Here is a 22,756-nt window from a genome sequence, read left to right as displayed (position 1 = left end):
GATCAAACTGTCAGTAAGGGCCGGGACTTTTTCCTGTTGAAAAATAAATTCCGGATTTTTTTGCGGACGAAAAACTTTTGCCGGATCGGGCGGCCCGGCATTTTCCGGAAAAAACGCGATTCGCCCAAAAGGCTTCGTCGTTACAAAAAAAGAGGTGTCAGTTGTACATCCGCCGAGCGGATAATTATCCGTGTCGCGGCAGGCAAACTGACACCTTTTTTTCGGGCCGAAAAATTTTTTGCCGGATTTTTTCCGGTTTGAAAGTTTGATCCGGCCGTGTTATGCTTTTTCCAGCACTGTACGGACAAGGGTGCCGGTGGCGGGATCGGAAAAGAACCGGAACGCGATCTCCCCGTTTTCGGTAATCCGGTACCGTTTCTGCCGGGTGTTTTCCGGGAGAGACTCCTCAAGAACCAGCCCGGTGTCCGCCAGGGCTTTCATGAAATCGGAGAATGTCCCGTGCGTCAGCTCGGTTGCGGGTTTCCGGCCGTGGGTATAGGTTACCACCCTCGCCGGGGCGGCATCCGGTTTTCCGGGTTTTGAACGGGACGGGACATAGACCGACCAGAGTTGTTTGAAGAGGTATTCACGGGAAACCCAGCCCGGGACACCCGTTTCCCCGCATCCTTTTTTACGGGACGAAGGAGGAGGGCAAGGATAACCTGGTAATTGGGGTTTGCAAGCATTGACCGGATCGGCCGGTCCGGCAGCGGGACATGCCGCGGGACTTTTTCATCGAACGTGGAGTACACCTCCCCGCCCACCCACGGGGCAAATGCAAAAAGCGCCATGCAGAGAGGTTTTGCCCCTCCCGAGAGATCGAAGGTGAAGCGGGCCACCGGGACTTCCCGGTGGATCCTTATGAGTATATCGCGGGCGGACGCGTACACGGGCGGGAAGACGAGCTCCCGTGAGAAGGGAATGGAAAGCGTTGCGGAGATCTCCTTTACAGCCGAGGCCGCTTTACGGGTGGCGGCCCGTTTCTTTTCGGTCTCCGGGTCTCGCGATAATTCGTAGACTGCGCTTTCAGCAAGGACATACGTCCGGGTGATGGATGGGAGCGTGCGGAAGATGGCCGGGTACGCGGTGTGGATGTTCCCGCCGGCACTGATGATATGGACGTGGTCCTGCTGCACCATGGATCCGGATCTGAGGGCGGGAGTTAAATGGTTGTAGGTTGGTGAGGAGGGCAAACTAGGTCCCACCTTCTCCTCCGTCCGGGTCCCGCTCCTCACCGCAGTGAAGTTGATCGGATACGTCCCCATCGCTGCAGGTGTGTGCGTCGCATCAGGCCCGGGAGGTGCGATGCCGGTACCGGACCGGGTCCTGCCCCCCCTCAAAATGTACCCCGTCCCATCTCCCCGTCGAAGAACAAGCATCTCTATACCCTATTGGGTTCGCTATATTGCAAAGCCTTAAATCTATATCAAAAGCGCTAAAAATATATAGTCTCAAGTCGATATGCTGATTGGTGAATTGACATCTGTGGGGGATGAATGAACTTCACCAGCAAGAACTCAGAAAAGCACACCAAGAACTCCGAAAGCACACAAGCAATCTCTCTACAAATTTCTCTCCAATCCATCCACAAAAACACCCAAGCAAAGGTGAAACAGCAATGTACGCAAACAAGAAACGCATGAACCATGATATGGCAGTCTCACCGATTGTCGCGACGCTCGTCCTTATCGTCGTCGCCGTCATCGGTGCTGTCGCCGTAGGTACCATTATGGGTACCTTCTCTTCAGATGTATCGAAACAGGCGAATGCAGGTCAGGCAGCATCCGCTTCCCAGACCCAGGTTCTCGTCGCTGGTTCGACCACGCTTCAGCCGGCCGAGCTTAACCTCCAGAGTGACTACCAGAAGCTCAACCCCGGCGTCCAGCTGAATGTCCAGGGTGGCGGCTCTGGTGCCGGTGTCGTAGCAGTAGCAAATGGTATTGCTGACATTGGTGCATCATCATCCGCAAGCGCAATCACCTCTGCACAGGCAGCAAACCCGAACGATCCCAACTTCCAGAACCTCTACTACACGATGATCGGTGGCCGTGGTGTCGTTTGGATCCAGGATGCCAGCAAAGTAGCAGTTGCAGGCAATGTTATCGACGCAGCTGACTTAAACACTGCATACCTCGATGCCTCCACTAATGGTGGTAAGACCACAGCAGCTACCACAGGCGCCGATCCAATCGCATCAGGTGTAACAATGTTACAGCGCGAGGCTTCCTCCGGTACAATGTCAACAGCATTCGGCTGGGCTGGCAGCGCAATGTCCGCAAATAAGACCCCCGGGTTCTCGGGCATTACCACCGAGCCAGGCAATGCACAGATGCTCGCTGCAGTTCAGGCAGGAACCTCTGCAAAGCCCGTCATTGGGTTCGTTGATTCAGGCTACGCAATCTCTGGCGGTATTTTGAGCAACACGTCCGCTTCAGGTATTTCTCTTATGGGAGTTTCCCAAGACAGTATCACCTATGTCCCGACTCACGCCAACATCGAGGCTGCGCTCAAGGACTGGGTAAAGGGTAACTCACAGACTATTTCCACTTCGAACTACCCGCAGAAGCTTACCGGCGGTCTCTACTGGATTACCAGAGGCAACTCGCCCACCGTATCAAACGCGGCAGGTATCATCACAAGCTCTGGGAGCAGCTCTGCAAGCTCAGTTGTTACTAACCTGATCAACTTCGCCAAGGCACCGACCGAGGCAACAGCGTACGAAAACGCCGGTATGTACTCGATCTACGACTTCGCGCCTACAAGCTAAACATATAATCTTTAATTTTTTTTCTTTTTTACCATGAACGGAAAGCCTGATATTCACAAAATTCTCTTTCTCTCCTGTTCTATTGCAACTGCCCTGAGTGTCATCATAATTATCGGGTATATCCTGTTCGCTGCTGCCCCGGTACTTGGACATGAGGGCCTAGGGTTTATTTTCGGATCGACGTGGGACTATCCAAGCCACCAGTTTGGTATCCGGCCATTCATTATCGCAACCCTGATGTTGACAATCGTCACTGTCGCTATAGCGTGCCCGCTGGGTCTTGCAACGGCAATATTCCTTTCCGAGTGGGCCCCGCCCTGGCTCGATCAGATTATGAGTACCATGATAGAACTGCTGGTTGGGGTACCTTCAGTTGTATACGGTATTTTCGGCTTTTTTATCCTGCGCAGCTATTTCGCTGATTTTATCAATCCGTTCATAGGGAAAACCCTTGGAGTTATTCCCCTGTTCCAGTATGAGAATGATAATGGACTCGGCATCCCTCTGGCAGCTACCGTTCTTGCCCTCATGATCCTTCCAACTGTTGTCGCTCTCGCGCGGGAGGCAATGCGGGGGGTTCCTGTGGAACTGCGGGAAGGTTCGACTGCACTCGGGGCAACAAAATGGGAAACCATTCGGCATCTTGTAATCCCTGCCTCACTTTCCGGGATCATCACCGGCTTAATCCTAGGCACCATGCGCGCGATGGGCGAGACGATGGCAGTCGTAATGCTTGTAGGAAATATTGGAATTACCCCCAAGTCGTTTCTTGATGTGGGCGAGCCGATGACCGCCAAAATTCTCTTGGATATTGGTTATTATGTCGTTGAACCTGAAGGGCGGAGTGCGCTTTTTGCCATTGGTGCTGTTCTCATGATCATTGAGATCGGGTTTGTTGTTGTGATCCACATCATCAGTAACCGATTGAAAAAGCGGATGGAAGGCGTCACTTGAAACTCAGATATCTGAAGGGTACTATCATGATGGCGATCTGCGGAGCTGCCGCGCTCTTTGCCGCAGGGATGCTAATTTTCATCCTCGCAGACGTTTTCCTGAAAGGAGTTGCATCCTTAAAGTTGCATTTCATTCTATTCTCAGAGATTAATACGGGATTGGGTCTCGGGACCGGAATCGCAAATGCAATCGCCGGTACTTTCCTTTTGGCCGTTACCTCTACCATAATTGCGATTCCTTTCGGGGTCGGAACAGCTATATATCTCCAGAAATATGCATCCGACAACCAAATCACCCGGTTTTTTCGATTGATGATCGAAGTTCTCTCAGGTACCCCTTCGATTGTCTTGGGGATATTCGGCGCAGCAGTCCTTGTTATATATCTCAAACCCTTTACCGGGGGAGAATCACTCCTTGCAGGATCAATCGCATTAGCGACCCTGATACTTCCGGTGATTGAGCGCGGAACTGAGGACGCACTTATGCGTGTACCTGCTGAACTTGAAGAAGGCAGCTATGCTCTAGGTGCGACAAAATGGCTGACGATACGCAATATCACTATCCCTTCTGCATTCTCCGGTATCATAATCGGAGCTATCCTGGGCTTCGGCAGGGCAGCAGAAGAATCGGCAGTTGTTTTATTGACCGCGGGATATTCCCAGTACCTGCCAGAGTTCAGGATTGTTCTAAATCCCCAATTTCTTCTAGGAGTGAGAATTGATCCCCTCAATAATCTAGTCGGGTCATTACCAGTATTCATATATACTTCTTATGAAAATTCCAATGTCTTTCCCGTATCCTCCATTTTTGCCGCCGGGTTTGTCCTCATTGTCATCGTACTGTTCATCAACCTCTCGGCAAAGGCAATCCTTTTCTATGCCACAGCAAAGACACAGGGCCATCAGGACAGCAGCCTGGTTTCACTTTGCGGATTGGTTTCAGACCGGTTCCGCAGGAAAAAACCAGAGGCTATGGCCTCATGTTTCGATATGGCGACTGCCCCTTCTGCATCGGAGGATTTGATTTCCCGGCCGGAAGAGATCCATACATCCGAAACACCGGCAGATCCTGCACCGGATCGACAAAGTGTCGATGTAATCCCGGTTGTCACTCCTGTTGCCGACCCCAAAAAACAACCCCGGCCGGGGAAAAAGATCCTGTCGGCCGGTGCCGGCATCGTGCGATACTTTCACTCGCTCCGCCAGAGGATTCGCATGCCGGCACATGGCAACAGCGTAAAGAAAACACAAGCTAGCACGGCCACGGTCGGCGCAGATCATGGAGCTGTTCGGAAGCCACAGTCATCCAGTCCCGGGAAGCTTCGAGGCGTCGTCCGTCCCTTCCTCATCAGGCTTGCCCCGTTCGCACTCGTCGCGGTAATCCTGATGGTTCTTACCCTCGTCATACCCGGCCTCTCGCCCGGAGGATCGAACGGGCCGGCAGGACTGCTGACCGTTCTTCCCATCGCCCTCGTCCTGTGCGCGATTGGCACGCTCGGTTCCCTCTTTTTGCTGAGGCTCGCAAAGATACGGACGCGCAACCGCCGGGCCCGGTTGGCCGCGATTGCGCTTGGGGTCTGTTGTATCTTCGTCGCGTCCTGTATCTTCACCGGCCACCTCTTTAGTCCGGCCACTCCATCGATGGATTCAGGTTCATCCGCAGCGCCCGGCCTGCTCGGCTTCCTGCACCTGCCAGGGTCCGCTGCAGCGAACACCACGGACTCTTCCGACAAGAGCGCCCGGCTGGCCGCATTCCTGGCTTCGGAGGGCGGTGGGGATACGGGGTCCTCATCGGTGGTTGCAGCCGCCACACCCCCTGCGTCCACGGTGACCCCGGCATCGGTGCCGGCAGCACCGTCCGCCACATCTGCGGTCCCGGTCAAGGACGCGCTCGACATCGGCGAATCCTACTGGTACGGCGATGACAGCCGCCCCTGTCTGGCAACGGTGTACAACGTAACGACCCTGCCGTTCTATTTCTGGTGGGATATGGACTGGAACCGGTTCGTTGAGCAGACACCGGCTTCAACCGGTGACACGTTCCTTGTCATCTTCATCCGTATCGAGGACACCGGGCGTACGGGTGCGATCGTGCCATCGGCAGACCAGTTCGTCGTCACCAATAACGGCCAGACCTACACCCATACTATCTATTTCGACACATCCGTCCTCACCCAGGATGAGATCAATTATTACACCGCGAATTACAACGCCCTGCCCTACCAGTGGATCCGCGAGATCGGGCAGCAGAAGCGGGACTATGCGTTCCTGACCGGGTATAACGTCTTCGGGCAGAACTGGACGACAACGGATAATGAGTCGACCGTGTACCAACCCAGCTTCGATACCAACGGCCAGGGCTATTTCATCCGGCCCGGGAGCAGCAATGCCATTGACGGGTACCTGATCTATGAAGTCCCCGATGCCGTTGCGGCAGATCTCAGGGATACGTATGTGCAGGTTTCGTTCAACAGCTTCAGCCCGACCCGGTGGCGCCTGGGAAAATAAACCGGGGGCATACGATCCTGGGGGATCATGAGCCGAAGAGAGGGACCGACGCATGATCCCATGCGGGAAGCGTGTTGCCGGGCAAAGGGAGAGTAATTACACAATCTCAATATTCTCAATTGAAAAGATATATTTCGGCTGAACGACAAAAATGAGTGAACGAATGCCGGATTCCCCAAAGCCGCCAAACCGGATGACAGGCGCCATAAGGTGCACGACCGGCGGCATATCACGGAGAAGGTTCCCTGTTCTTTCCGGGACGCACCCTTTTGAGGCAATCACATGAAAATGAAGATCCCCCGAATCCGGAAAAAAGTTATCATCGCTTTTGCGGTCGGGCTGGTCATTCTCTTTCTTGCGCTTGGGATATATTTCCATGTAGTGCCGGGCCCCGGTAATATTGCGCATATCTTCGCTCCAAAAGTCACCGCGACCCCGGCCCAGCCCGTTGCCGATGCAGGATCTCTCCTCAATGCCTCCCTTGAAAGTCCCCTCATCGCAGATTTTCTGGCATCCCCCGGGTACCCGTCGAATCTTTCCGTACAGTTTTTCGATATGAGCCGGGGAGATCCGACGGCATGGTTATGGGATTTTGGCGACAACACGACAGCGGTCGATCAGGATCCGGTTCACGAGTACGCCCAGACCGGCATTTATAATGTCACCCTCACCGTCACGCGGGGGGACGGCGCCCGAAAAACCATGACCGCATATGATGTGTTGGATACCCGCAAGGACACCGAAAGCCCGGTACTTATCGACTCTCTCCGCCAGGGAATGGTAAAGAAGGGCTCGTTTTTGTCCTTTGTATCCGCCGACAGCACCTCATCTGTTACCGTCAACGGCATCAGCACGCAACTCCCCGCAGGATCTGTTGTAAAGATCCGGGCCGACTCGGACACCACCGGAACCATCACGCTCCGCCATGGAAACATCCTGGGCTGCAGTCTTGCGGACGCTACCCTTTTTGTAAATGGTACACAGGTCTCAATGGGCAGTTTCGGCGACTGTGTGGTCCCGTCAGTCCGGAATTATCATGCAAATCTCACGTTTGCCATCGTACCGACAACCGGGGAGGTCCGCCAGGTCCTCATCAACGGCAGTAAAATCCTCGCCGGGCCGGGGAACTCATACATTGTCGTTACCGAGGATACGATGGATGCCGCAAACGACCTGACCGTCGTCGCGCTTCCCGGGTATTACGAGGGAATGGTGACCCGGTTCTCCATCTCGTCCGCCCTGATCGCCGGTTTCACCGCATCCCCCCCTCGGGGAGACCCTCCGCTCAACGTGTCGTTTACGGATCTCTCGGCCGGCTTACCGGTTACATGGTCATGGGATTTCGGGGACGGCACCGGATCTTCAGAACAGGATCCTGTGCATCTCTATACATCCCCGGGGACGTACGCGGTGAGCCTGACCGTGAAAAGCAGTGATCAGACCGATACTGCCACAACAGAGGATGCAGTCATTGTAACGCCGCCCCGGGTTGTGGCCAACTTTTCAGCCCGGCCGCTCACGGGCCCGGAACCCCTCACGGTGAGGTTTTCCGATCAATCTACCGGGTCCCCGTGGGCATGGAACTGGACATTCCAGGAGACCTCGTCGAACCTGACCTTCTATAACACCGCTACCTCTCCTTTTGCGGTCTCGACCGACCAGAACCCCACGATCACCTTCACGGATGTAGGGACCTATAACGTCTGGCTTACCGTCAACAATATCTATGGCAGCAGCGACATGATCAAAACCGGTTATATCGTTGTTACCTCGCCGTATAACATTTCGAACAACGATATCGTCGTCAATACGGGAAAACCCGGTTATCTCGAAAAGGACTCAAGCATACAATTTGTCGTCTCCAACACCCCCGCGAGCATTACCCTCAACGGGACGTACCGGGAACTGCCGAAAGGTGCAATCGTGCGGATGGTGGCAGACAGCGACCAGCAGGGAGATATCACCATTGACAGCAACAGGATCCTCAAGTTTGATTTCCCGGATATGGCAGTCTATGTAAACGGCGAGCTTTTAGACGTGGGAGAGATTGACAGTATTTACATTCCCTCCATGGACCGGTTCCAGACAGGTCTCACGTATTATTTCCCGCCAAATGCGGCCCCGACGTATGAGGCCATCAACGGGTACAGGGTACTTTCCGATCTGGACAATGCCTGGATCCGCATCTATAGTCTTGGTATGAACGAACAGGGATCGTTGTCCCTCATATCAGGAAACTCAACCTATATTGAAGGTGCCGAAAACCAGACGGTTCAGGACTGGATTCTGCAATAAGATGGCATTTGCCCGAAAACCCGCCAATAATCAATGTATATTTCCATAGGGCCCCGGATGAAAAAATTATTTTTCCGGATTTTAGCCCTCCACCCGGTTCCAGGGGAGCCGGTGATGAGAGCCGGTTGCAGCCACCCCAAACCAGCTGCACCAATCCCGGGGGGCGATACAGGTTCCGTTGCACTGTGGCAGGGGGGTAAAAAGGCTACTGGCGTTGTTGCAGGGTTTGTGCCGTCGCAGTAATATTTGAAAGTGCAGCATTGCCCTCTTCAACAGAAGATAATGCCTGGGCCTTTGCATCCATAGCGGCCATGCGCAGGGAGTCGTCCCAGTAATCCGGATCGTCCGGCGTCAGATACTGTCCGAGATCGCGGTTATAATCGATGAAATGCTGCTGCGCATTGATCATATCGATGGAATAGATTTTCATATCCTGAGCCAGCAGACCGCTGAGATAAGAAGACTCCGTATCGCTTCCGAAATCCAGAGGCGTCGTGTCAGTCGTGAATGAATCGGTGGCAGACCCCAGTGCCGTACTGCTGGTTCCCCATGCGTCAAGGATCTGCCGGTCTGCTGCGACATTCTTCCTCAGCAACCCGAGATCGGGCTGGTCCCGTGCAATCTCGTGGTTATAGGTATCGACATTATTCCCTATCTGGGTCAGGGCGGAATGCACCTGATCGTCGTATGTTTTCTGCTGATCTGCCCATGTATTATAATTCTGGATGACAATGGTCGTGTTGTGGGTGTCCCCCATCCGCGGAGCTGTGCAGCCGGCAAAAAAAATGGAACCCCCAGTCATGAGAAGGAGAAGGAGAATTGCACGATATCGTTCCATCATCACTAACTATAGGGGCGGCATTTTCTTCAATCTTTCTCCGCTATTCATGGTAACTACCAGATCCATTTTCGAACAGTTCGTAAAACCTGTCTTTTGATAATAGAATAATTTAAGACTATAGTGATTGAAAATTAAATATGTATAAGTGGGGGATGATCGCATGCCTTTTCATCGTTCTGCTGGTGGGGGTATGCGGCTGTTCGGCCATACTTCCCGGTACAAATAAAACTACCGGGGCCACGTCAGCAGCAACTCCTACGTTACCGGAAACCTACATTGCAGGAGAATCGACCACTCCACCGGTGAGTCCCCCGGTGATAACAACCCAGACACCAGCAAACGCGTCATCGGTAAATATTCAGGGTGCTCAGGTCAATGCAACTCTTACACCAGTAACTATTACCTGCACAGGGCTGACATGCACGAGCGGTTTGACCAACAGTACCGGTACGGCTTCTGAGGTGAACGCTCCCGTAAGCACGTTTTCATCGAACATAACTATGGCCTATTTTAAACAAAATCCATTTCTTGCAGTCCAGTTCACGGCAACCGGGACGAATACTCCCCCATATTCGTGGATGTGGTCGTGGACTGGCGGGAATGTAAGTTCCTCAGGCGACCCGGCTCTTGTTCTCGTTTTTAATCAATACGGTTATTATGTGGTTTCCCGTACCATTACAAACACTCTGGGGACATCCAGCAATTCAACGACCATCTCTGTCTGTCCCCTTGTTGCATCGTTCACCACGAACCAGACAACAGGTCTTGTGCCGCTCACGGTCCAGTTTACCGACACATCGACCGATCAGCCCCTGTCGTGGTCCTGGGACTTTGGCGACGGGGGGACTTCCGATCTCCAGAATCCGGTGCACACGTATACGACCTCAGGAGACTATACCGTCCGGCTGGAGGCAACAAATAGCCTGGGCTCCTGCTGGAATACCGGTGGGATCTCCGTTTTACCCTTAACTGCATCGTTTGCCACGAACCAGACAACCGGTCTTGCGCCGCTTACTGTCCAGTTTACCGATACATCGACCGATCAGCCCACGTCATGGTCCTGGCTATTCGGCGATGGTGCGATTTCAAGCCTCCAAAATCCGGTTCACACGTATACGACATCGGGAGTTTACACGGTAAATATGAACGCTACCAACGGTCACGACGGATGGCGGAGCTCCCAACCCGGTCAGATCACGGTCTACACGCTCCCCGTCGTATCGTTCACCGCTGTCCCGACTGCCGGGACCCCCGGGACATCCGTCATCTTCAGCGACCAGAGTTCAGGCTTTCCCGCCCCCACCTCCTGGTACTGGGATTTTGGCGACGGGTACACCAGCACCTACCAGAACCCGTCGCACCAGTATGCCAGTTCCGGGTCGTATAACGTGAGTCATTCCGCAACGAATGCGCAGGGAACCGCATGGCTGAACAAGACCGCATTCATCACCATATCATGAAACCTAACGCATTTTCAGGCAGGATTTTATCATTTTTTAGCGAAGCAGATACCGATATTACCCCGGATGATATCCGTTCTGATCTCCAGGTCTCTCAATTAAACACGGATTACGGAAACCCCCCCCAAATGAGTTCCGGCCCGGAAACCGGGGCGGCACAACGCCCTCCAGACAGTGGGTCATCCGCCTCGCGTATACAGAAATTTATGCAGTATTTTACTGAACCGGAACCTGAGCCTGAAACGGGGACTGACGCACCCCAGAAACCTGCCGGAAAATTAACGTCGTTTTTCATAGAACCGGACAGTGATGAACTACCCGCTGGTGTTGCCGGGGAAACGCACGCGCCCCTGCAGGCATCGACAGAGACCCATCAGGATCCGGCCTCTCAACCGGAACCCGTGCCACCCGTTGCTGATGCAGGCCAACCGGCTGACGGAAAGGCTGTCACCCCTTCGTTTGTTCAGCGGATCAGGTCGCTGTTTGCATCCCCGGTTCAAAAGGACATTCAGACCCTTGATTTTGATCCCGGGGAGCTTGGGACCCCCTCCTTGGAAGGCTCGCTCCGGGATGTCAATATCACGTATCCGATCGATCCCCCGTACCAGTTCATCCATATCGAGTACAGCAAAAAAGACGGGGCGCTCATCTACAACGTGGTGGAACCGCAGCTCTCCGAGGATGAGAAGGTCGCGCTCGATATCGTCGAGCGTGCCTTTGAGAAACTCGTAAGCACAAACATCGAGATTATTGAAGGGGACCGGCGAACCGAATATCTCCGGGAACGGTTTTATTCCCTGGTCAACATCTTCGGGCTCAAACTGTCAGAACACCAGAAAGAGCGGATGTTTTTCACCCTCAAAAGACAATATCTCGGGTACAGCCGGATTGACAGCCTGATGAAAGACAAATACATCGAGGATATCAGCTGCAACGGTTCTGACATCTTCCTGTACGTACAGCACCGTATTTACGGGTCTGTCCGGACCAATGTGAAATTCGGCGAGGTGGAACTCAACAATTTTGTCTTAAAACTCGCGCAGGTCGGGGGGAGGCACATCTCGCTCCTCCAGCCGATCCGGGATGTCTCGCTTCCTGACGGAAGCCGGGGGAACCTTACCCTGGGCGGGGAAGTAACCAAGAAAGGGTCGACGTTTACCATCAGGAAATTCCGCGCAAACCCGATCTCACCGGTCGAAATGATGGATTACCATTCGGTCGACGCGATGGAACTGGCGTACCTGTGGATCCTCATGGAGTACAAGCGTTCAATCCTCGTTTCCGGCGGGACTGCGACCGGTAAGACCACCTTCTTAAACGTCCTGTGCAGTTTCATCCCGCCAGAATACAAGATCGTCTCTATCGAAGATACCGCAGAACTCAACCTGATGCACCCCAACTGGATCCAGTCCATTACGCGGGCCGGGTTTGGCAGTTCCAGTGGGGGAGAATCCGTATCCGGGGTGAGCGGGGCATCCTCCAAAACGCCGGGGGATATCTCGCTCTACGACCTCCTTGTTGCGGCACTGCGGCAGCGTCCCGAGTTCATCATCGTGGGTGAAGTACGGGGGGGAGAGGCATTCACGCTCTTCCAGGCGATTGCCGTGGGGCATGCGGCTCTCGGGACCATCCACGCCGGCTCCATGGACGAACTCCTCGCCCGTGTGGAATCAAACCCCATGAATGTCCCGCGAAGCCTCTTTTCCAACCTTGATGTCGTACTCTTTCCCATGCACATCAAGAAAGGAGAGCGAAGCATGCGGCGGCTGGCAAATATCGTCGAGATGCTGGAGCTCGACCGGGACTCAGGAGATCTTATCACTAACACGGTTTTTAAATGGCTGCCTGATGCCGACCAGTTCCAGTACCAGGGCCGGAGTTTTCTCTTTGACAAGATCCGGGACACCCATGGGGTAAGTAAGGATCTTCTCAACAGGGAACTCAAGGACCGGACGGCGTTTCTCCTCTGGATGCAGGAAGCAGGGATCCGGGAGTACAATGCGGTGACAGAACAGATCCGTGCATATTACCGCGACAAGCCTGTCGTGATGAAACTGGTTGAGGATCGAACGGGAGTTGCAGGATGATGCGCTCGTTTACAGGGATTGCCTTTGAGATTTTTCCCGTTTCTCTGGAACTGTTCGTGATATCAAAAAGGAGTGAAGTGGATATACCCTCATCTTCCGTATGCCTGAGCAATAAGCAGCAGGTACAATCCATTCTCTGTTGTTCTTAACATCCCGTGTTTGGAGCCCTGACCGCCACTTCAATGGGAGATAATTGGCCCGAAACTACTTTGACCGTTCCAATACCGCAGGTGATATTTGTACTATTCATTCCGTTGATATCAGTAGTTCCAACATAATCGTTCAATGTCAGATTCCCGTACTGCTGGCTTTGCTCTGCGATATAATTCACGACAGCACCCTGTACGGAATTGCCATTGATATCCCTGATGGTAACATTCACAAACGGTGGACTGTTGTAGGTGGCAACGATATTAGCCGGTGGCGAAAACTGCGTATCGGCCGGGATACTGATATAATTTGATGTTGCCATCATGCCGACATTATCGGTGACCGTGAGGTTCACGCAGAACGGCCCGGGGACTGCCGGGTTATAACGAATGGTCTTTCCCTGCTGTGCGACGGGATTCGTCAGGTTCAGGGTGTCGCCGCAATTACCCGAACCCGGAGGATAAGCATTCGCGGCATTCACAATGGTCCAGTTCCATGTACTAATGGTATTGTCCGAGGTGGATTGTGAACCGTCCAGCACCAGTACGTCTCTTTGCAATACGCCGAGACTTTCTGTAGCGATGCTGGACTGGACGATCGGGTTAGGGGGCTTGAATGTTTGTTCAAAGAAGTTATTGAGCGAAGTCATGATCATGATCCTGACTTGATCATGGGTGCCTATATACAGGGAGGAAGAGGGGAAACCATCGGTAAAATTGATCTGAATTTCCCGGCTTTGGGTTCCGGGGATGTCCAGGTTGAAGGTACCCGCTGAGGATTGGTTATACCGTTGTTGTTGTGGCAGGCCATTGAGTGTTGCGTTGATCACGGTAATATTACTGGCATACTGTGCGTTGCCTGAGCCGGAGCCTGATACGGCAATAGCAATGATATTGACATCGTCTGTATTCAGGTTTACCAGGTGAAGGGTGACTGAACTCCAGTTTCCCGACGTTGTAATGTTATAAGGCGGCTGGCTCCAGGCAACAGGGTCGTTTTGGAAGTTCACACTGGCGAACTGGACATTCTCGGCTTTTACCGCTGCAAGGTGCGACTGCTGGGTCATTTCGTTTTTTTGCAGCTGTGAGACCATGAGTGCAAGAGCGGCCGCAGCGGTTACAACTATCAGGATGAGCAGAAGGGTACCGATGATAACAGAAACACCCTGATCATTCAACGGCCGGGTCATGGAATATCATCAGGATATTGGCTATTCTCGGTTAAATTACTTACTTATTTTTTATATATCAAACTATACTATAACTTCATGCCTCTATATTTATTCTCTATTTTTTAAAAAACCTGATTACGCCGGCATATTACGAAAATCTGCCCGCTCTTGTCCCGGATGTATTCAAATGGTACGCACGGCACTGGTTTTCTAACTGCTCGTTCTTCGTCGCTCGTTTCCTGCCTCCCTTCACTTCCTTGCCCTTTCCATGCCCGTGAAGTCCTGCCGGTGACAAACCTTCCCCGCCGCTCCGCCATGCAGGAAAAAAGGCCGAATCAGGACAGCGCTGCCCGGATGGTCCACGGGCCGCCTGCTGTCACGTTCAGGTAATATTTTCCCATGTCCAGATTATGGGGGCTAACGCCGGAATAGGTGCCAATCCCGTTTGCGAGGAGGGCGAGCCGGCCGCCCAGGTTGTCCGTAAGCCAGACGATATAATTACCGGAACCGGCATAGCTCATGGTAAACACCCACCGGCCGGTCCTGGTCGCGGTAAAGGGGATCACCATGTCCCCGGTCCCGGAAAAGAACGCCGCCGATGTGTTGGCACCGGCCACTCCCTGATATAACGAATAGGTGATACCGGGGACGGCCTGTTTGCAGAGGGTATTGGAACCAGGGGAATAGATCCAAACCGTCTTTTCCCCGGTATCGCGGGTCACGAGGTACGTGTTGCCTCCCGCTAGCTGCCACGTTCCGTTGTAAATGACCGCGGGCTGATTTGCATAGGTTTCCTGCGTTTCTCCATGTACATCGAATGCAATCCCGAACTGGTACGCTGGACCCGGGCTCCTCCAGATCCCGACAATGGGGTCGAGGGACAGCGACGCCGGCAGGGAGCGGGACGAGGCGATCGCTGAGGCTGCAGGAGTGACCGATGGAGCCGGAGCGGCCGAAGTCGTCCCGCTGTCAACGCACCCTGCCGTAAAAATAACGGCAATGCAGAGGACAATCAGGAAAACATACCCGGTTTTCTGCAGATTCCGGAGGCGGTTGAGTCGCGGTAGTATCATGTACGGTTCGACCCTCCTGGTAAGGGTTTGTTTGTCGCCCGGGTTTTGACTACTTTCCGGTGATATAACCACCGGGTTATATCTATCATTCCGGTCATTTCCTCTGTCACGAGCAGGAGCAGGGCTGCCGGAACCGGCCATCATTTATGATCGGGACGGGGGTTTGCCGGGACGGGCAGCCTTTTGTAGTCCTGCCGGTAACCGGATCTCGTGGACTCCCTCACTCACGCGCTCGTTGCCGCCATCCTTGCGTACGCACTCGGCTTCCCGCAGCTCCTGCCGTTTGCCGTGCTTGGGACCGTTATCATCGATACCGATGTGCTTTTCTCGCTTATTTCTGACCGGCAGCCCTCGCTCTACCTCTTTACCCACGGGGGAATCGTCCACAGCCTCGCGGGTGCGGCAGTGTTGTCCGTCATCGCATTTGCCGGCATGAACCTCGCGGTCCTTACCGGGTTTATCGATCCGGCGGTTCTTGTCCGGGCCGGCGCTGCCGGGTTTGCCGCCGTGCTTGCCGGCGCGTTCCTGCACATCGGTCTCGACCTGCCGGCCTGCCCCGGCATCCCGCTGTTCGCGCCGGTCTCCGACCGGAAATACACGCTCTGCGTCCTCCCCGGCCCCAGCCTGCTCCTCATGGCGACAAGCCTCTTTTTCCTGATCTGGATGGCGCTCGGCATGGTTACCCTTGCCGGCGGAATGTTTGCCTATGCAGCAATCTTCGGTGCATTCATGTTCGTCCGGGTCATCGCATACCTTGTGGCACATGCGCATCTTGTTGGCGCCGGGCGTGCAGTTCCCACCATAAACCCGCGGCGATGGCTGGTGATTGGCGAGAGTGCCGATGCGTGGACCGTAAGGGATTACCGGATTGGGATTGGGATGAGCGAACCGGTGAACTATCCAAAATTCAGAAAGACGAGCCCGGATGAAATTGCACCGTACCTCGCACTGCCTGAAGTACGACGGCTGCGGTACCACTCGTATATCATGACTGCGGAAAAAGAGGGTGATGCCATCATCTTTTCCGATCCTCTGCGGGTATCGGGAAGGATCTTCTACCCGCCGCACTTCAGGCAGATCGTCATGTCTTCGGCCGGTCGGCTCCCGGCCTGAACGATCTGCCCCCCCCCGACCGTGGGAGATACCCAGGGATGCTAAGTGTTCCGGGGATTTTTTTTGGGATCGCTTTTAAGAACCCGATACTGTTTATGCCTGGCATCCGGTGGTTGGTAATCATCGCTGCGTGAGCCGGAATCCGGATGACACTGGTATCTTGTTTTGCCAGGGTACTGGCCGCCCCCTGGAAATTTCCGGTCTCTTTTTGAGAAAAAACCCTGGGGATTTCAGGTAAGTCCGGCTCGTTATCAGCATACAGGATACGCCACCGGGAATATTGTCTGGTGCCTGGATGGGATCAGGCAATCATTAATAGCAATCCTTTTAGATTTTAGCGATCCCTATTAAATGCAGAGAGCCGGTGTTCGGTTATCCTGATGGTGATTGCATATGGCAAAAGTCCTGATCATTGAAGATTCCTCGTTCCAAAGAAAGATTCTCTCTGAAATCCTGACAGAAAGCGGGTTCGAGGTTATTCTGACAGAAAACGGGAGAGAGGGAATCGAACGTACCGAACAGCTGAAGCCGGATCTCATCATCACCGATCTTCTTATGCCTGATGTTAACGGGTTCCAGGTTCTCGAAGCCCTCCGTGCGAAAAAACTGAACGTCCCGGTGATTATCGTCACATCAGACATCCAGAAAACTACTGCGCTCCGGTGCAGGGATCTGGGTGCACACGCCGTCCTGAACAAACCGGTGAATAAGGACCAGGTACTTTCAGCAGTCCGGGATGCGATCCGGGTTCAGTGATGTGCATGATCGTTGACGATGAATTCCGTGATGCGATCACCGAGATAATCAATATCGGGGTGGGAAAGGCGGCGGGGCTGCTCAACGAGATAACCGGTTCGCATATCCAGCTGCGGGTTCCGGAGCTCCGTCTGGTCCCGATCGGGGAAATCGCCGATGTTTACAAAACCGTTCTCGGGACGGACATTCTCTCGACGGTCATGCAGGAGTTCCAGGGGAATTTCTCCGGGGTAACGGCGCTGGTCTTTCCCCAGGATAGTGCTTTGTCCCTCGTTAATCTCTTGTCCGGAGACCAGAGTCCTGCGACCGATATGGATTCAGTGCAGGTCGAGACCCTCAAGGAAGTGGGAAACATTATCATCAACGCGGTTATGGGCTCGATCTCAAATGTTCTCTCAGAACACTTCTCGTTCTCCCTGCCGGTCTATTACGAAGGGCAGCTCAGCTCTATCGCAGCAAACCATCTCACCTCTGAGGGCGATGCCTGGGTCGTCATCGCCCGCACCCAGTTCCTGATAGAATCCATGCAAATCGAAGGGACGATCCTCCTTGTCCTTGAGGTAGGATCCATGGAGCAGCTGATGAAGAGCTTACGCAAAACCAACGGGTAGAATTTGCCGTGGAAAACCCGGGTGGTCCCGTGATCAGCACTGAATGCCTTGCCCTGCTCGATATGCTTCCTTCCGGGATTGTCATCATAAGAAAGGACTTCTCCATCCTGTTCTGGAACCGGTGCCTCGAAGAATGGACCGGCATCAAAAAGGGTGAGATCCTGGAAAAGAACCTCCTTCTTGAATTCCCCACCCTTAATCAACCCACGGTCGCCACCCGTTTACCTCAGGTTTTTGACGGGGAAACCCCGGTTTATCTTTCGTCAAAATTCCACCCGCATCTCATCCCCGCCCTGTTGCCTGACGGGATCTCCCGGGTCCAGAGGGGAGCGGTGCTCCCGGTGCGGCTGGGAGGCGACGAGGTTCATGCGATGCTGGTTATCGAGGATGTGACCGACCTCAGCCACCAGATAACCGGGTTTCAGAATATGCGGGATATCGCAAGGCGGGAACTTGCGGAGCGGAAAAAGGCAGAAGAGGCTCTCCAGATTGCAAATGCAAAACTCAGCCTCTTCTCGGTCATAACCCTTCAGGACATCAGGAACCAGCTGACTGCTGCACGGGGGTACAATTACCTCCTCAGTCATTCCCTCAACGATATTACCGAGATCCAGTCTACAGCAGGCAAGATCGACCGCCAGCTCTCACTCATTGAAAAATATATCTCCCTGATGCTGGATTTCGAACAACTGGGAAAAGAACCCCCCCAATGGTATTACCTGCGTCAGGTTATCAAGCAGGCAATGGTGCAGGTGCAGTTTTTCCAGGTAACGTCAGGCCCTGAAATCGAGGATCTCCGGATATACTGCCCACCGCTCCTTGAACATATCTTTGCGAACTTCCTGGAGAATGCGAAGTGGCATGGGAAAACAACAACACAGGTAAGGATTTCGTTCAGCACCCGGGAGGATACCGGAATTCTCACGGTCGGGGATGACGGGGTTGGTATACCAGCCGAAGACAAGGAACGTATCTTTCGGGAAGGTCTCGGCACAAAGACAAAACTCACCCTCTACCATACCCGGGAAGTATTTGCGATAACCGGAATTTCTATCAGGGAGACTGGTGTGACGGGGAAAGGTGCACGGTTCGAGATCGTTATCCCCAAGGACGGATACCGGTTTATGAGGGCGCTGCCCGTGGAGAAGCCGCAGGAACCTGAATAGCTATCCGGGGAAAGCCACCTGCGGGTCCCGGGGAGGATCTTCTCCCCCTTACTTCAGGAAGGTCTGCAGTGCGATACATAAAAGAACCACGGTATGAGAGCCATCATGAACGGGTCGCATTTCACCGGGCAACAGGAGTTTCCCGAAAACAAGCGCCACGTTTTTATAATGGGGAAGCTGCACCGGTATCCTGCCAGATAACTATGAACGGGGCAGATTATGTTCACGGGTATTCAGACCGGGAAGCAGAACGGCTCAGCGACCAGGCTCGTACCCTGACCTCTCTCCTTCACTACGATACCCGGTACCCGGCCGGGAGCAGGGTGCTCGAAGCCGGCTGCGGGACCGGCGCCCAGACGGTGATCCTTTCAAAGAACAGCCCCGGTGCAGAGATTATATCAGTCGACATATCCCCCGGTTCTCTACGGAATGCGGCGGCACGGGTGCGGACCGAAGGGATCACCAACGTGACGTTCCAGGCAGGCGATCTCTTCAGCCTCCCGTTTGCTCCAGGAAGTTTCGATCATATCTTTGTCTGCTTCGTGCTGGAACACCTCGCGAACCCGGAACAGGCACTCCGGGGACTGCGGCCGCTCCTCAAACCTGGCGGAACCATCACCGTGATCGAAGGCGATCACGGCTCCGCATATTTCCACCCGGAAAGTGCAGCGGCAGATACGGCCATCCGGTGCCTGGTCGATCTCCAGCGGGAGGCCGGGGGAAATGCGCTTGTCGGCCGGGAACTCTTCCCGCTGCTTGTGCAGGCCGGGTATGCCGGGGTGCAGGTGTCGCCGTGTGTGGTGTATGTCGACGCCTCGCTGCCGGCGCTTGTCGAAGGGTTCACGCGCCGGACATTTACCGCTATGGTCGAAGGGGTCAGAAACGCCGTGCTCGAGCGGGGGATGATGACGGAGAGCGAGTGGGAGCAGGGAATCGCGGATCTGCACCGCACCTGCGAACCGGATGGCGTGTTCTGTTATACGTTTTTCAAGGCGACCGGGACAGTGCTGCCGTGATCGTTTCGGTCATTCTTGCCCATCCCCGTCCGGGAAGTTTCAATCACGCCATTGCTGACACCGTGGTGCAGGTGCTTACGGACCACGGCTACGCGGTACATTTCCACGATCTCTATGCGGAGCGGTTCGACCCGGTGCTGCAGTACGATGAGATCCCCCGGGATGCACCGCTCGACCCGCTCATCGCACAGCATTGCCGGGAGATTCAGGAAGCGGATGGCATTATCATCGTCCATCCCGACTGGTGGGGGCAACCCCCCGCTATCCTGAAAGGGTGGATCGACCGGGTCATCCGCCCCGGCGTCGCGTACCGGTTTTGTGAAGGGGACGACGGTGAGGGGGTCCCGGTCGGTCTTCTCAAGGCACAGGCTGCCCTTGTCTTCAACACTGCAAATACCCAAAAGGAGCGGGAAGACGAGGTTTTTGGCGACCCGCTGGAATTGCTCTGGGGCAGATGCGTCTTCTCTTTCTGTGGGGTTCCGGTATTTCACCGGCGCATGTTTACGGTGGTTGTGACCAGCACGGATGCGAAGCGGACAGCGTGGCTTGCGGAAGTTGATGCAACCGCGAGACAGTATTTTCCCCGGCTCCCAGAGTGATCCACCGGATCCCTTCAACCTTTTTTACCCGAATCCCGTGCGCTCAAAAGAGAGATAACCCTGAACGTTGGTGCATCCGGTCTGCAACCAGAAACCCGGTTTTGGCGGGAGGGCCGGGGCACTTTCACCCTGCGCAGCCATGGCATTTTTACCTGTTCACCGTCAACTGTTCTGATCGTGAGACCGCATGGATGACACTGCACGGATAAATCAGGTAATCGCGACCGTCCGGGACATGAACCGGTGCTGGACACAGGGCTGGGACGAACAGGCGTTTGGCCGGTACATCCACCCGGATGCGGTCGCCATCTCCCCGACAACGCCCGGACGGCTTGAAGGCAGGGAGTCTTATGTAGGCGGGTGGCGGGGATTTGTAGAAGCGGCAAACATCCATGAGTGGAATGAGACGGATCACCGGGTGAGGTTTTTCTGCCGGGGCACCTGTGCCGTGGTGACGTATTTCTTTATGATCCGGTTTACGATGTCCGGGCAGGAGATTGCAATGAGGGGCCGGGACATGTTCACGCTTGTAAAACAGGGCGGCCGCTGGCTGGTGGTCGCCGACCAGTTCTCACCGGAACCGGGACCGGTGTGACCGTGGGTGATAGCATGGGCCATGCAGATGAATTTTTACAACTTTTGCTCCCCGCATGCCCACCGGTATAAATGAGCAGATATCCAACTTGTATGAGAATGAGCGGTATGGACGCCATCACGCTGGTCGGTTTTATCGCCGGGGCCCTCACGACCGTTGCCTATGTCCCGCAGGTGATCCGGAGCTGGAAACTCAAAGAGACGCGCGACATCTCGCTCTCCATGCTCGTGCTCTACGCGATCGGTGTCTCTCTCTGGTTCGTATACGGGGTCTGGTCCGATGCTCTCCCCATCATCGCGGCAAACGGCATCTCGCTTGTCCTGATCCTTGTCCTGCTGGGGATCAAGCTGCGGTACCGGTGAGCGCGGGAATCGCTGACTGCCTGTGTCTGGCGGCCTGATGCACGCACTCCCTGTTCACGAAGGCACAAGCACGACGGTCAGGTATCCGCCGTCACGTGTCTGGAGGATCGAAACCGGGGTGGCCGCCGGGCTAAGGCCAAGCGATTGGTCCCAGGCAACCGCCCCTCCGGGAGAGAGCCTGATGAAATGCAGGCTGCTGCCTGAATGGGGGAGTGTGGTGAATGCCGACGATCCCGGGAAAGGGTATGCCAGGAATGCATATCCCCCGTCTGTGGTCCGGGTGAGCGGATCAACGGCAACAATTGGCTGTCTCCCGGTTATGTCCCCGCCTCTTCCCAGCGTCACCTGTTCCGATTCCATGTACATTACCACGTCTTTGTTTTTTGTGGAGTCGTAGAAGGTATATACCGCCTCAATATCCCTGGTTGGATCCTCGAAGAGCGAAGTTATTTTTCCCGATTCGCGGCTGCCGACAGGCGTTGTCCACACAACGGTCCCGTTATTATCGAGATAAAAAACAGATGTATCGGGATACGGCACCCCGCTCCTTTCCGCGATGAACCCGCCGCCTGCGGCCTCGCGGATGGATGTTGATGAAAACGACCGGTTCCAGAGGATAGTCCCGTTCGCATCAATATAAAATGTGCGACTTCCGGCAAGGACAAACCCGCCATCGCGGGCCGGGATTATGGCCCTTAAAGCTGAATCAATGGTCCGGTTCCAGACCGGCTGCCCGTCGGCGTCTATTTTCGAGACCTTTCCGGAATCGAAGTTATTGATGTTTTGTGCAACAACAAATCCGCCATCAGGTGCCCCGGTTATCGCGACCGAGTATACATCTGACAAATCCAGTGTCCGGTCCCACAGCACCCTGCCGTCCGGATCCAGCCGGACCACCCGCGGATACGCTGTGGCCCGCGGGCTGTCGGCAACCAGGCCGGCAACGGCATAACCGGCATCCGGGGTCTCAGTGACGGCAGTTGCGAGGTTCTGGTTCCCGCTGCCGATTTTTGTACTCCAGGCCGTATGCCCCCCGGCATCAAATTTCGTGACGAGGATATCGTACGAAACAACACCTTCGCTGCACCCGGCAATCGCGATGCTCAGGACGATCAGGACGATCATTGCCAGGGCAGGCGATAAAGGTGCACAGGATTTCATAAAGAGTAAACAAGGGGATGATCATTTATTCCTTTGCGAAGATCCGGTTAACCTGGCGTGGGATGAGACCAC

The 22,756-nt window shown here is 54.5% G+C and carries 20 protein-coding genes; 14 read left to right on the top strand and 6 right to left on the bottom strand.

Annotated features, from left to right (window positions below):
- Positions 1-279 precede the first annotated feature (279 nt).
- Complete coding sequence (locus ACLQMU_RS03125) at positions 280-507, bottom strand: hypothetical protein (RefSeq protein WP_422149773.1); 228 nt, start codon at positions 505-507, stop codon at positions 280-282.
- Positions 501-1,139: a hypothetical protein gene (locus ACLQMU_RS03120; RefSeq protein ID WP_424040713.1), complete on the bottom strand. Its 639-nt coding sequence runs from the start codon at positions 1,137-1,139 to the stop codon at positions 501-503. Before ACLQMU_RS03120 ends, ACLQMU_RS03125 begins: the two co-directional genes overlap by 7 nt.
- Positions 1,140-1,639: 500 nt before the next feature.
- On the opposite strand from ACLQMU_RS03120, the gene ACLQMU_RS03115 reads away from it, so the two are divergent.
- From ACLQMU_RS03115 to ACLQMU_RS03100, 4 genes are all read left to right on the top strand, one after another.
- Positions 1,640-2,767, top strand: coding sequence for a substrate-binding domain-containing protein (locus ACLQMU_RS03115; RefSeq protein WP_443673538.1), 1,128 nt, complete (start codon positions 1,640-1,642; stop codon positions 2,765-2,767).
- A 33-nt stretch (positions 2,768-2,800) separates the two neighbouring features.
- Positions 2,801-3,721 (top strand): phosphate ABC transporter permease subunit PstC, encoded by a 921-nt coding sequence (gene pstC / locus ACLQMU_RS03110; protein WP_422149776.1) that lies wholly within the window; start codon positions 2,801-2,803, stop codon positions 3,719-3,721.
- Between the two features lie 26 nt (positions 3,722-3,747).
- On the top strand, positions 3,748-6,228 hold the full coding sequence (gene pstA, locus ACLQMU_RS03105) for a phosphate ABC transporter permease PstA (RefSeq protein WP_443673537.1): 2,481 nt from the start codon (positions 3,748-3,750) through the stop codon (positions 6,226-6,228).
- 288 nt (positions 6,229-6,516) lie between these two features.
- A complete protein-coding gene (locus ACLQMU_RS03100; RefSeq protein ID WP_443673536.1) occupies positions 6,517-8,523 on the top strand; it encodes a PKD domain-containing protein in 2,007 nt (668 codons plus the stop codon).
- Positions 8,524-8,728: 205 nt separating this feature from the next.
- Here ACLQMU_RS03100 and ACLQMU_RS03095 read toward each other — a convergent pair whose 3' ends face one another.
- A complete protein-coding gene (locus tag ACLQMU_RS03095; RefSeq protein ID WP_424040223.1) occupies positions 8,729-9,364 on the bottom strand; it encodes a hypothetical protein in 636 nt (211 codons plus the stop codon).
- A gap of 137 nt (positions 9,365-9,501) precedes the next feature.
- On the opposite strand from ACLQMU_RS03095, the gene ACLQMU_RS03090 reads away from it, so the two are divergent.
- The gene (locus ACLQMU_RS03090) at positions 9,502-10,824 is read left to right on the top strand and encodes a PKD domain-containing protein (protein WP_443673535.1); all 1,323 of its coding nucleotides are present in this window, start codon (positions 9,502-9,504) and stop codon (positions 10,822-10,824) included.
- Positions 10,825-11,225: 401 nt separating this feature from the next.
- On the top strand, positions 11,226-12,911 hold the full coding sequence (locus ACLQMU_RS03085; protein ID WP_424039296.1) for a type II/IV secretion system ATPase subunit: 1,686 nt from the start codon (positions 11,226-11,228) through the stop codon (positions 12,909-12,911).
- A gap of 145 nt (positions 12,912-13,056) precedes the next feature.
- On the opposite strand, the gene ACLQMU_RS03080 is transcribed toward ACLQMU_RS03085, so the two are convergent.
- On the bottom strand, positions 13,057-14,250 hold the full coding sequence (locus tag ACLQMU_RS03080) for an archaellin/type IV pilin N-terminal domain-containing protein (RefSeq protein WP_422148728.1): 1,194 nt from the start codon (positions 14,248-14,250) through the stop codon (positions 13,057-13,059).
- Positions 14,251-14,567: 317 nt separating this feature from the next.
- Positions 14,568-15,305 carry a hypothetical protein gene (locus ACLQMU_RS03075; protein WP_422148727.1) on the bottom strand — a complete coding sequence of 246 codons (738 nt, stop codon included), beginning with the start codon at positions 15,303-15,305 and terminating at the stop codon, positions 14,568-14,570.
- A gap of 210 nt (positions 15,306-15,515) precedes the next feature.
- Between ACLQMU_RS03075 and ACLQMU_RS03070 the strand changes: the two genes are divergently transcribed.
- The 8 genes from ACLQMU_RS03070 to ACLQMU_RS03035 all read left to right on the top strand — a co-directional run bounded on the left by ACLQMU_RS03070 (position 15,516) and on the right by ACLQMU_RS03035 (position 21,523).
- Positions 15,516-16,418 (top strand): metal-dependent hydrolase, encoded by a 903-nt coding sequence (locus ACLQMU_RS03070; protein WP_422148726.1) that lies wholly within the window; start codon positions 15,516-15,518, stop codon positions 16,416-16,418.
- A gap of 393 nt (positions 16,419-16,811) precedes the next feature.
- On the top strand, positions 16,812-17,174 hold the full coding sequence (locus ACLQMU_RS03065) for a response regulator (protein ID WP_422148725.1): 363 nt from the start codon (positions 16,812-16,814) through the stop codon (positions 17,172-17,174).
- Between the two features lie 5 nt (positions 17,175-17,179).
- Positions 17,180-17,785, top strand: coding sequence for a chemotaxis protein CheX (locus ACLQMU_RS03060; protein ID WP_424039300.1), 606 nt, complete (start codon positions 17,180-17,182; stop codon positions 17,783-17,785).
- 29 nt (positions 17,786-17,814) lie between these two features.
- A complete protein-coding gene (locus ACLQMU_RS03055; RefSeq protein WP_422148723.1) occupies positions 17,815-18,951 on the top strand; it encodes a PAS domain-containing sensor histidine kinase in 1,137 nt (378 codons plus the stop codon).
- Between the two features lie 203 nt (positions 18,952-19,154).
- Positions 19,155-19,967, top strand: coding sequence for a class I SAM-dependent methyltransferase (locus tag ACLQMU_RS03050; protein WP_424039301.1), 813 nt, complete (start codon positions 19,155-19,157; stop codon positions 19,965-19,967).
- Positions 19,964-20,566: an NAD(P)H-dependent oxidoreductase gene (locus tag ACLQMU_RS03045; RefSeq protein WP_424039303.1), complete on the top strand. Its 603-nt coding sequence runs from the start codon at positions 19,964-19,966 to the stop codon at positions 20,564-20,566. Before ACLQMU_RS03050 ends, ACLQMU_RS03045 begins: the two co-directional genes overlap by 4 nt.
- Before the next feature lie 187 nt (positions 20,567-20,753).
- Positions 20,754-21,161 carry a nuclear transport factor 2 family protein gene (locus ACLQMU_RS03040; protein WP_424039305.1) on the top strand — a complete coding sequence of 136 codons (408 nt, stop codon included), beginning with the start codon at positions 20,754-20,756 and terminating at the stop codon, positions 21,159-21,161.
- A 98-nt stretch (positions 21,162-21,259) separates the two neighbouring features.
- Positions 21,260-21,523 (top strand): SemiSWEET family sugar transporter, encoded by a 264-nt coding sequence (locus ACLQMU_RS03035; protein ID WP_422148719.1) that lies wholly within the window; start codon positions 21,260-21,262, stop codon positions 21,521-21,523.
- 54 nt (positions 21,524-21,577) lie between these two features.
- Here ACLQMU_RS03035 and ACLQMU_RS03030 read toward each other — a convergent pair whose 3' ends face one another.
- Complete coding sequence (locus tag ACLQMU_RS03030) at positions 21,578-22,684, bottom strand: outer membrane protein assembly factor BamB family protein (protein ID WP_443673534.1); 1,107 nt, start codon at positions 22,682-22,684, stop codon at positions 21,578-21,580.
- Positions 22,685-22,756: the final 72 nt, after the last annotated feature.

Origin of the sequence: Methanoregula sp., assembly GCF_052325125.1 — an archaeon.
In the GTDB taxonomy this organism is placed as follows: Archaea; Halobacteriota; Methanomicrobia; order Methanomicrobiales; family Methanospirillaceae; genus Methanoregula.
The sequence above is the reverse complement of the archived record's forward strand: the minus strand, read 5'-3'. Positions and strand labels throughout refer to the sequence as shown.

What these genes read in the sequence shown, in the direction of transcription:
- ACLQMU_RS03060 (WP_424039300.1), top strand. Translation starts at nt 17,180, where the DNA reads ATGATCGTTGACGATGAATTCCGTGATGCGATCACCGAGATAATCAAT.
- ACLQMU_RS03050 (WP_424039301.1), top strand. Translation starts at nt 19,155, where the DNA reads ATGAACGGGGCAGATTATGTTCACGGGTATTCAGACCGGGAAGCAGAA.
- ACLQMU_RS03100 (WP_443673536.1), top strand. Translation starts at nt 6,517, where the DNA reads ATGAAGATCCCCCGAATCCGGAAAAAAGTTATCATCGCTTTTGCGGTC.
- pstC (WP_422149776.1), top strand. Translation starts at nt 2,801, where the DNA reads ATGAACGGAAAGCCTGATATTCACAAAATTCTCTTTCTCTCCTGTTCT.
- ACLQMU_RS03030 (WP_443673534.1), bottom strand. Translation starts at nt 22,684, where the DNA reads ATGAAATCCTGTGCACCTTTATCGCCTGCCCTGGCAATGATCGTCCTG.
- ACLQMU_RS03120 (WP_424040713.1), bottom strand. Translation starts at nt 1,139, where the DNA reads ATGGTGCAGCAGGACCACGTCCATATCATCAGTGCCGGCGGGAACATC.
- ACLQMU_RS03115 (WP_443673538.1), top strand. Translation starts at nt 1,640, where the DNA reads ATGAACCATGATATGGCAGTCTCACCGATTGTCGCGACGCTCGTCCTT.
- ACLQMU_RS03080 (WP_422148728.1), bottom strand. Translation starts at nt 14,250, where the DNA reads ATGACCCGGCCGTTGAATGATCAGGGTGTTTCTGTTATCATCGGTACC.
- ACLQMU_RS03040 (WP_424039305.1), top strand. Translation starts at nt 20,754, where the DNA reads ATGGATGACACTGCACGGATAAATCAGGTAATCGCGACCGTCCGGGAC.
- ACLQMU_RS03035 (WP_422148719.1), top strand. Translation starts at nt 21,260, where the DNA reads ATGAGCGGTATGGACGCCATCACGCTGGTCGGTTTTATCGCCGGGGCC.
- ACLQMU_RS03090 (WP_443673535.1), top strand. Translation starts at nt 9,502, where the DNA reads ATGTATAAGTGGGGGATGATCGCATGCCTTTTCATCGTTCTGCTGGTG.
- ACLQMU_RS03095 (WP_424040223.1), bottom strand. Translation starts at nt 9,364, where the DNA reads ATGATGGAACGATATCGTGCAATTCTCCTTCTCCTTCTCATGACTGGG.
- ACLQMU_RS03065 (WP_422148725.1), top strand. Translation starts at nt 16,812, where the DNA reads ATGGCAAAAGTCCTGATCATTGAAGATTCCTCGTTCCAAAGAAAGATT.
- pstA (WP_443673537.1), top strand. Translation starts at nt 3,748, where the DNA reads ATGATGGCGATCTGCGGAGCTGCCGCGCTCTTTGCCGCAGGGATGCTA.
- ACLQMU_RS03075 (WP_422148727.1), bottom strand. Translation starts at nt 15,305, where the DNA reads ATGATACTACCGCGACTCAACCGCCTCCGGAATCTGCAGAAAACCGGG.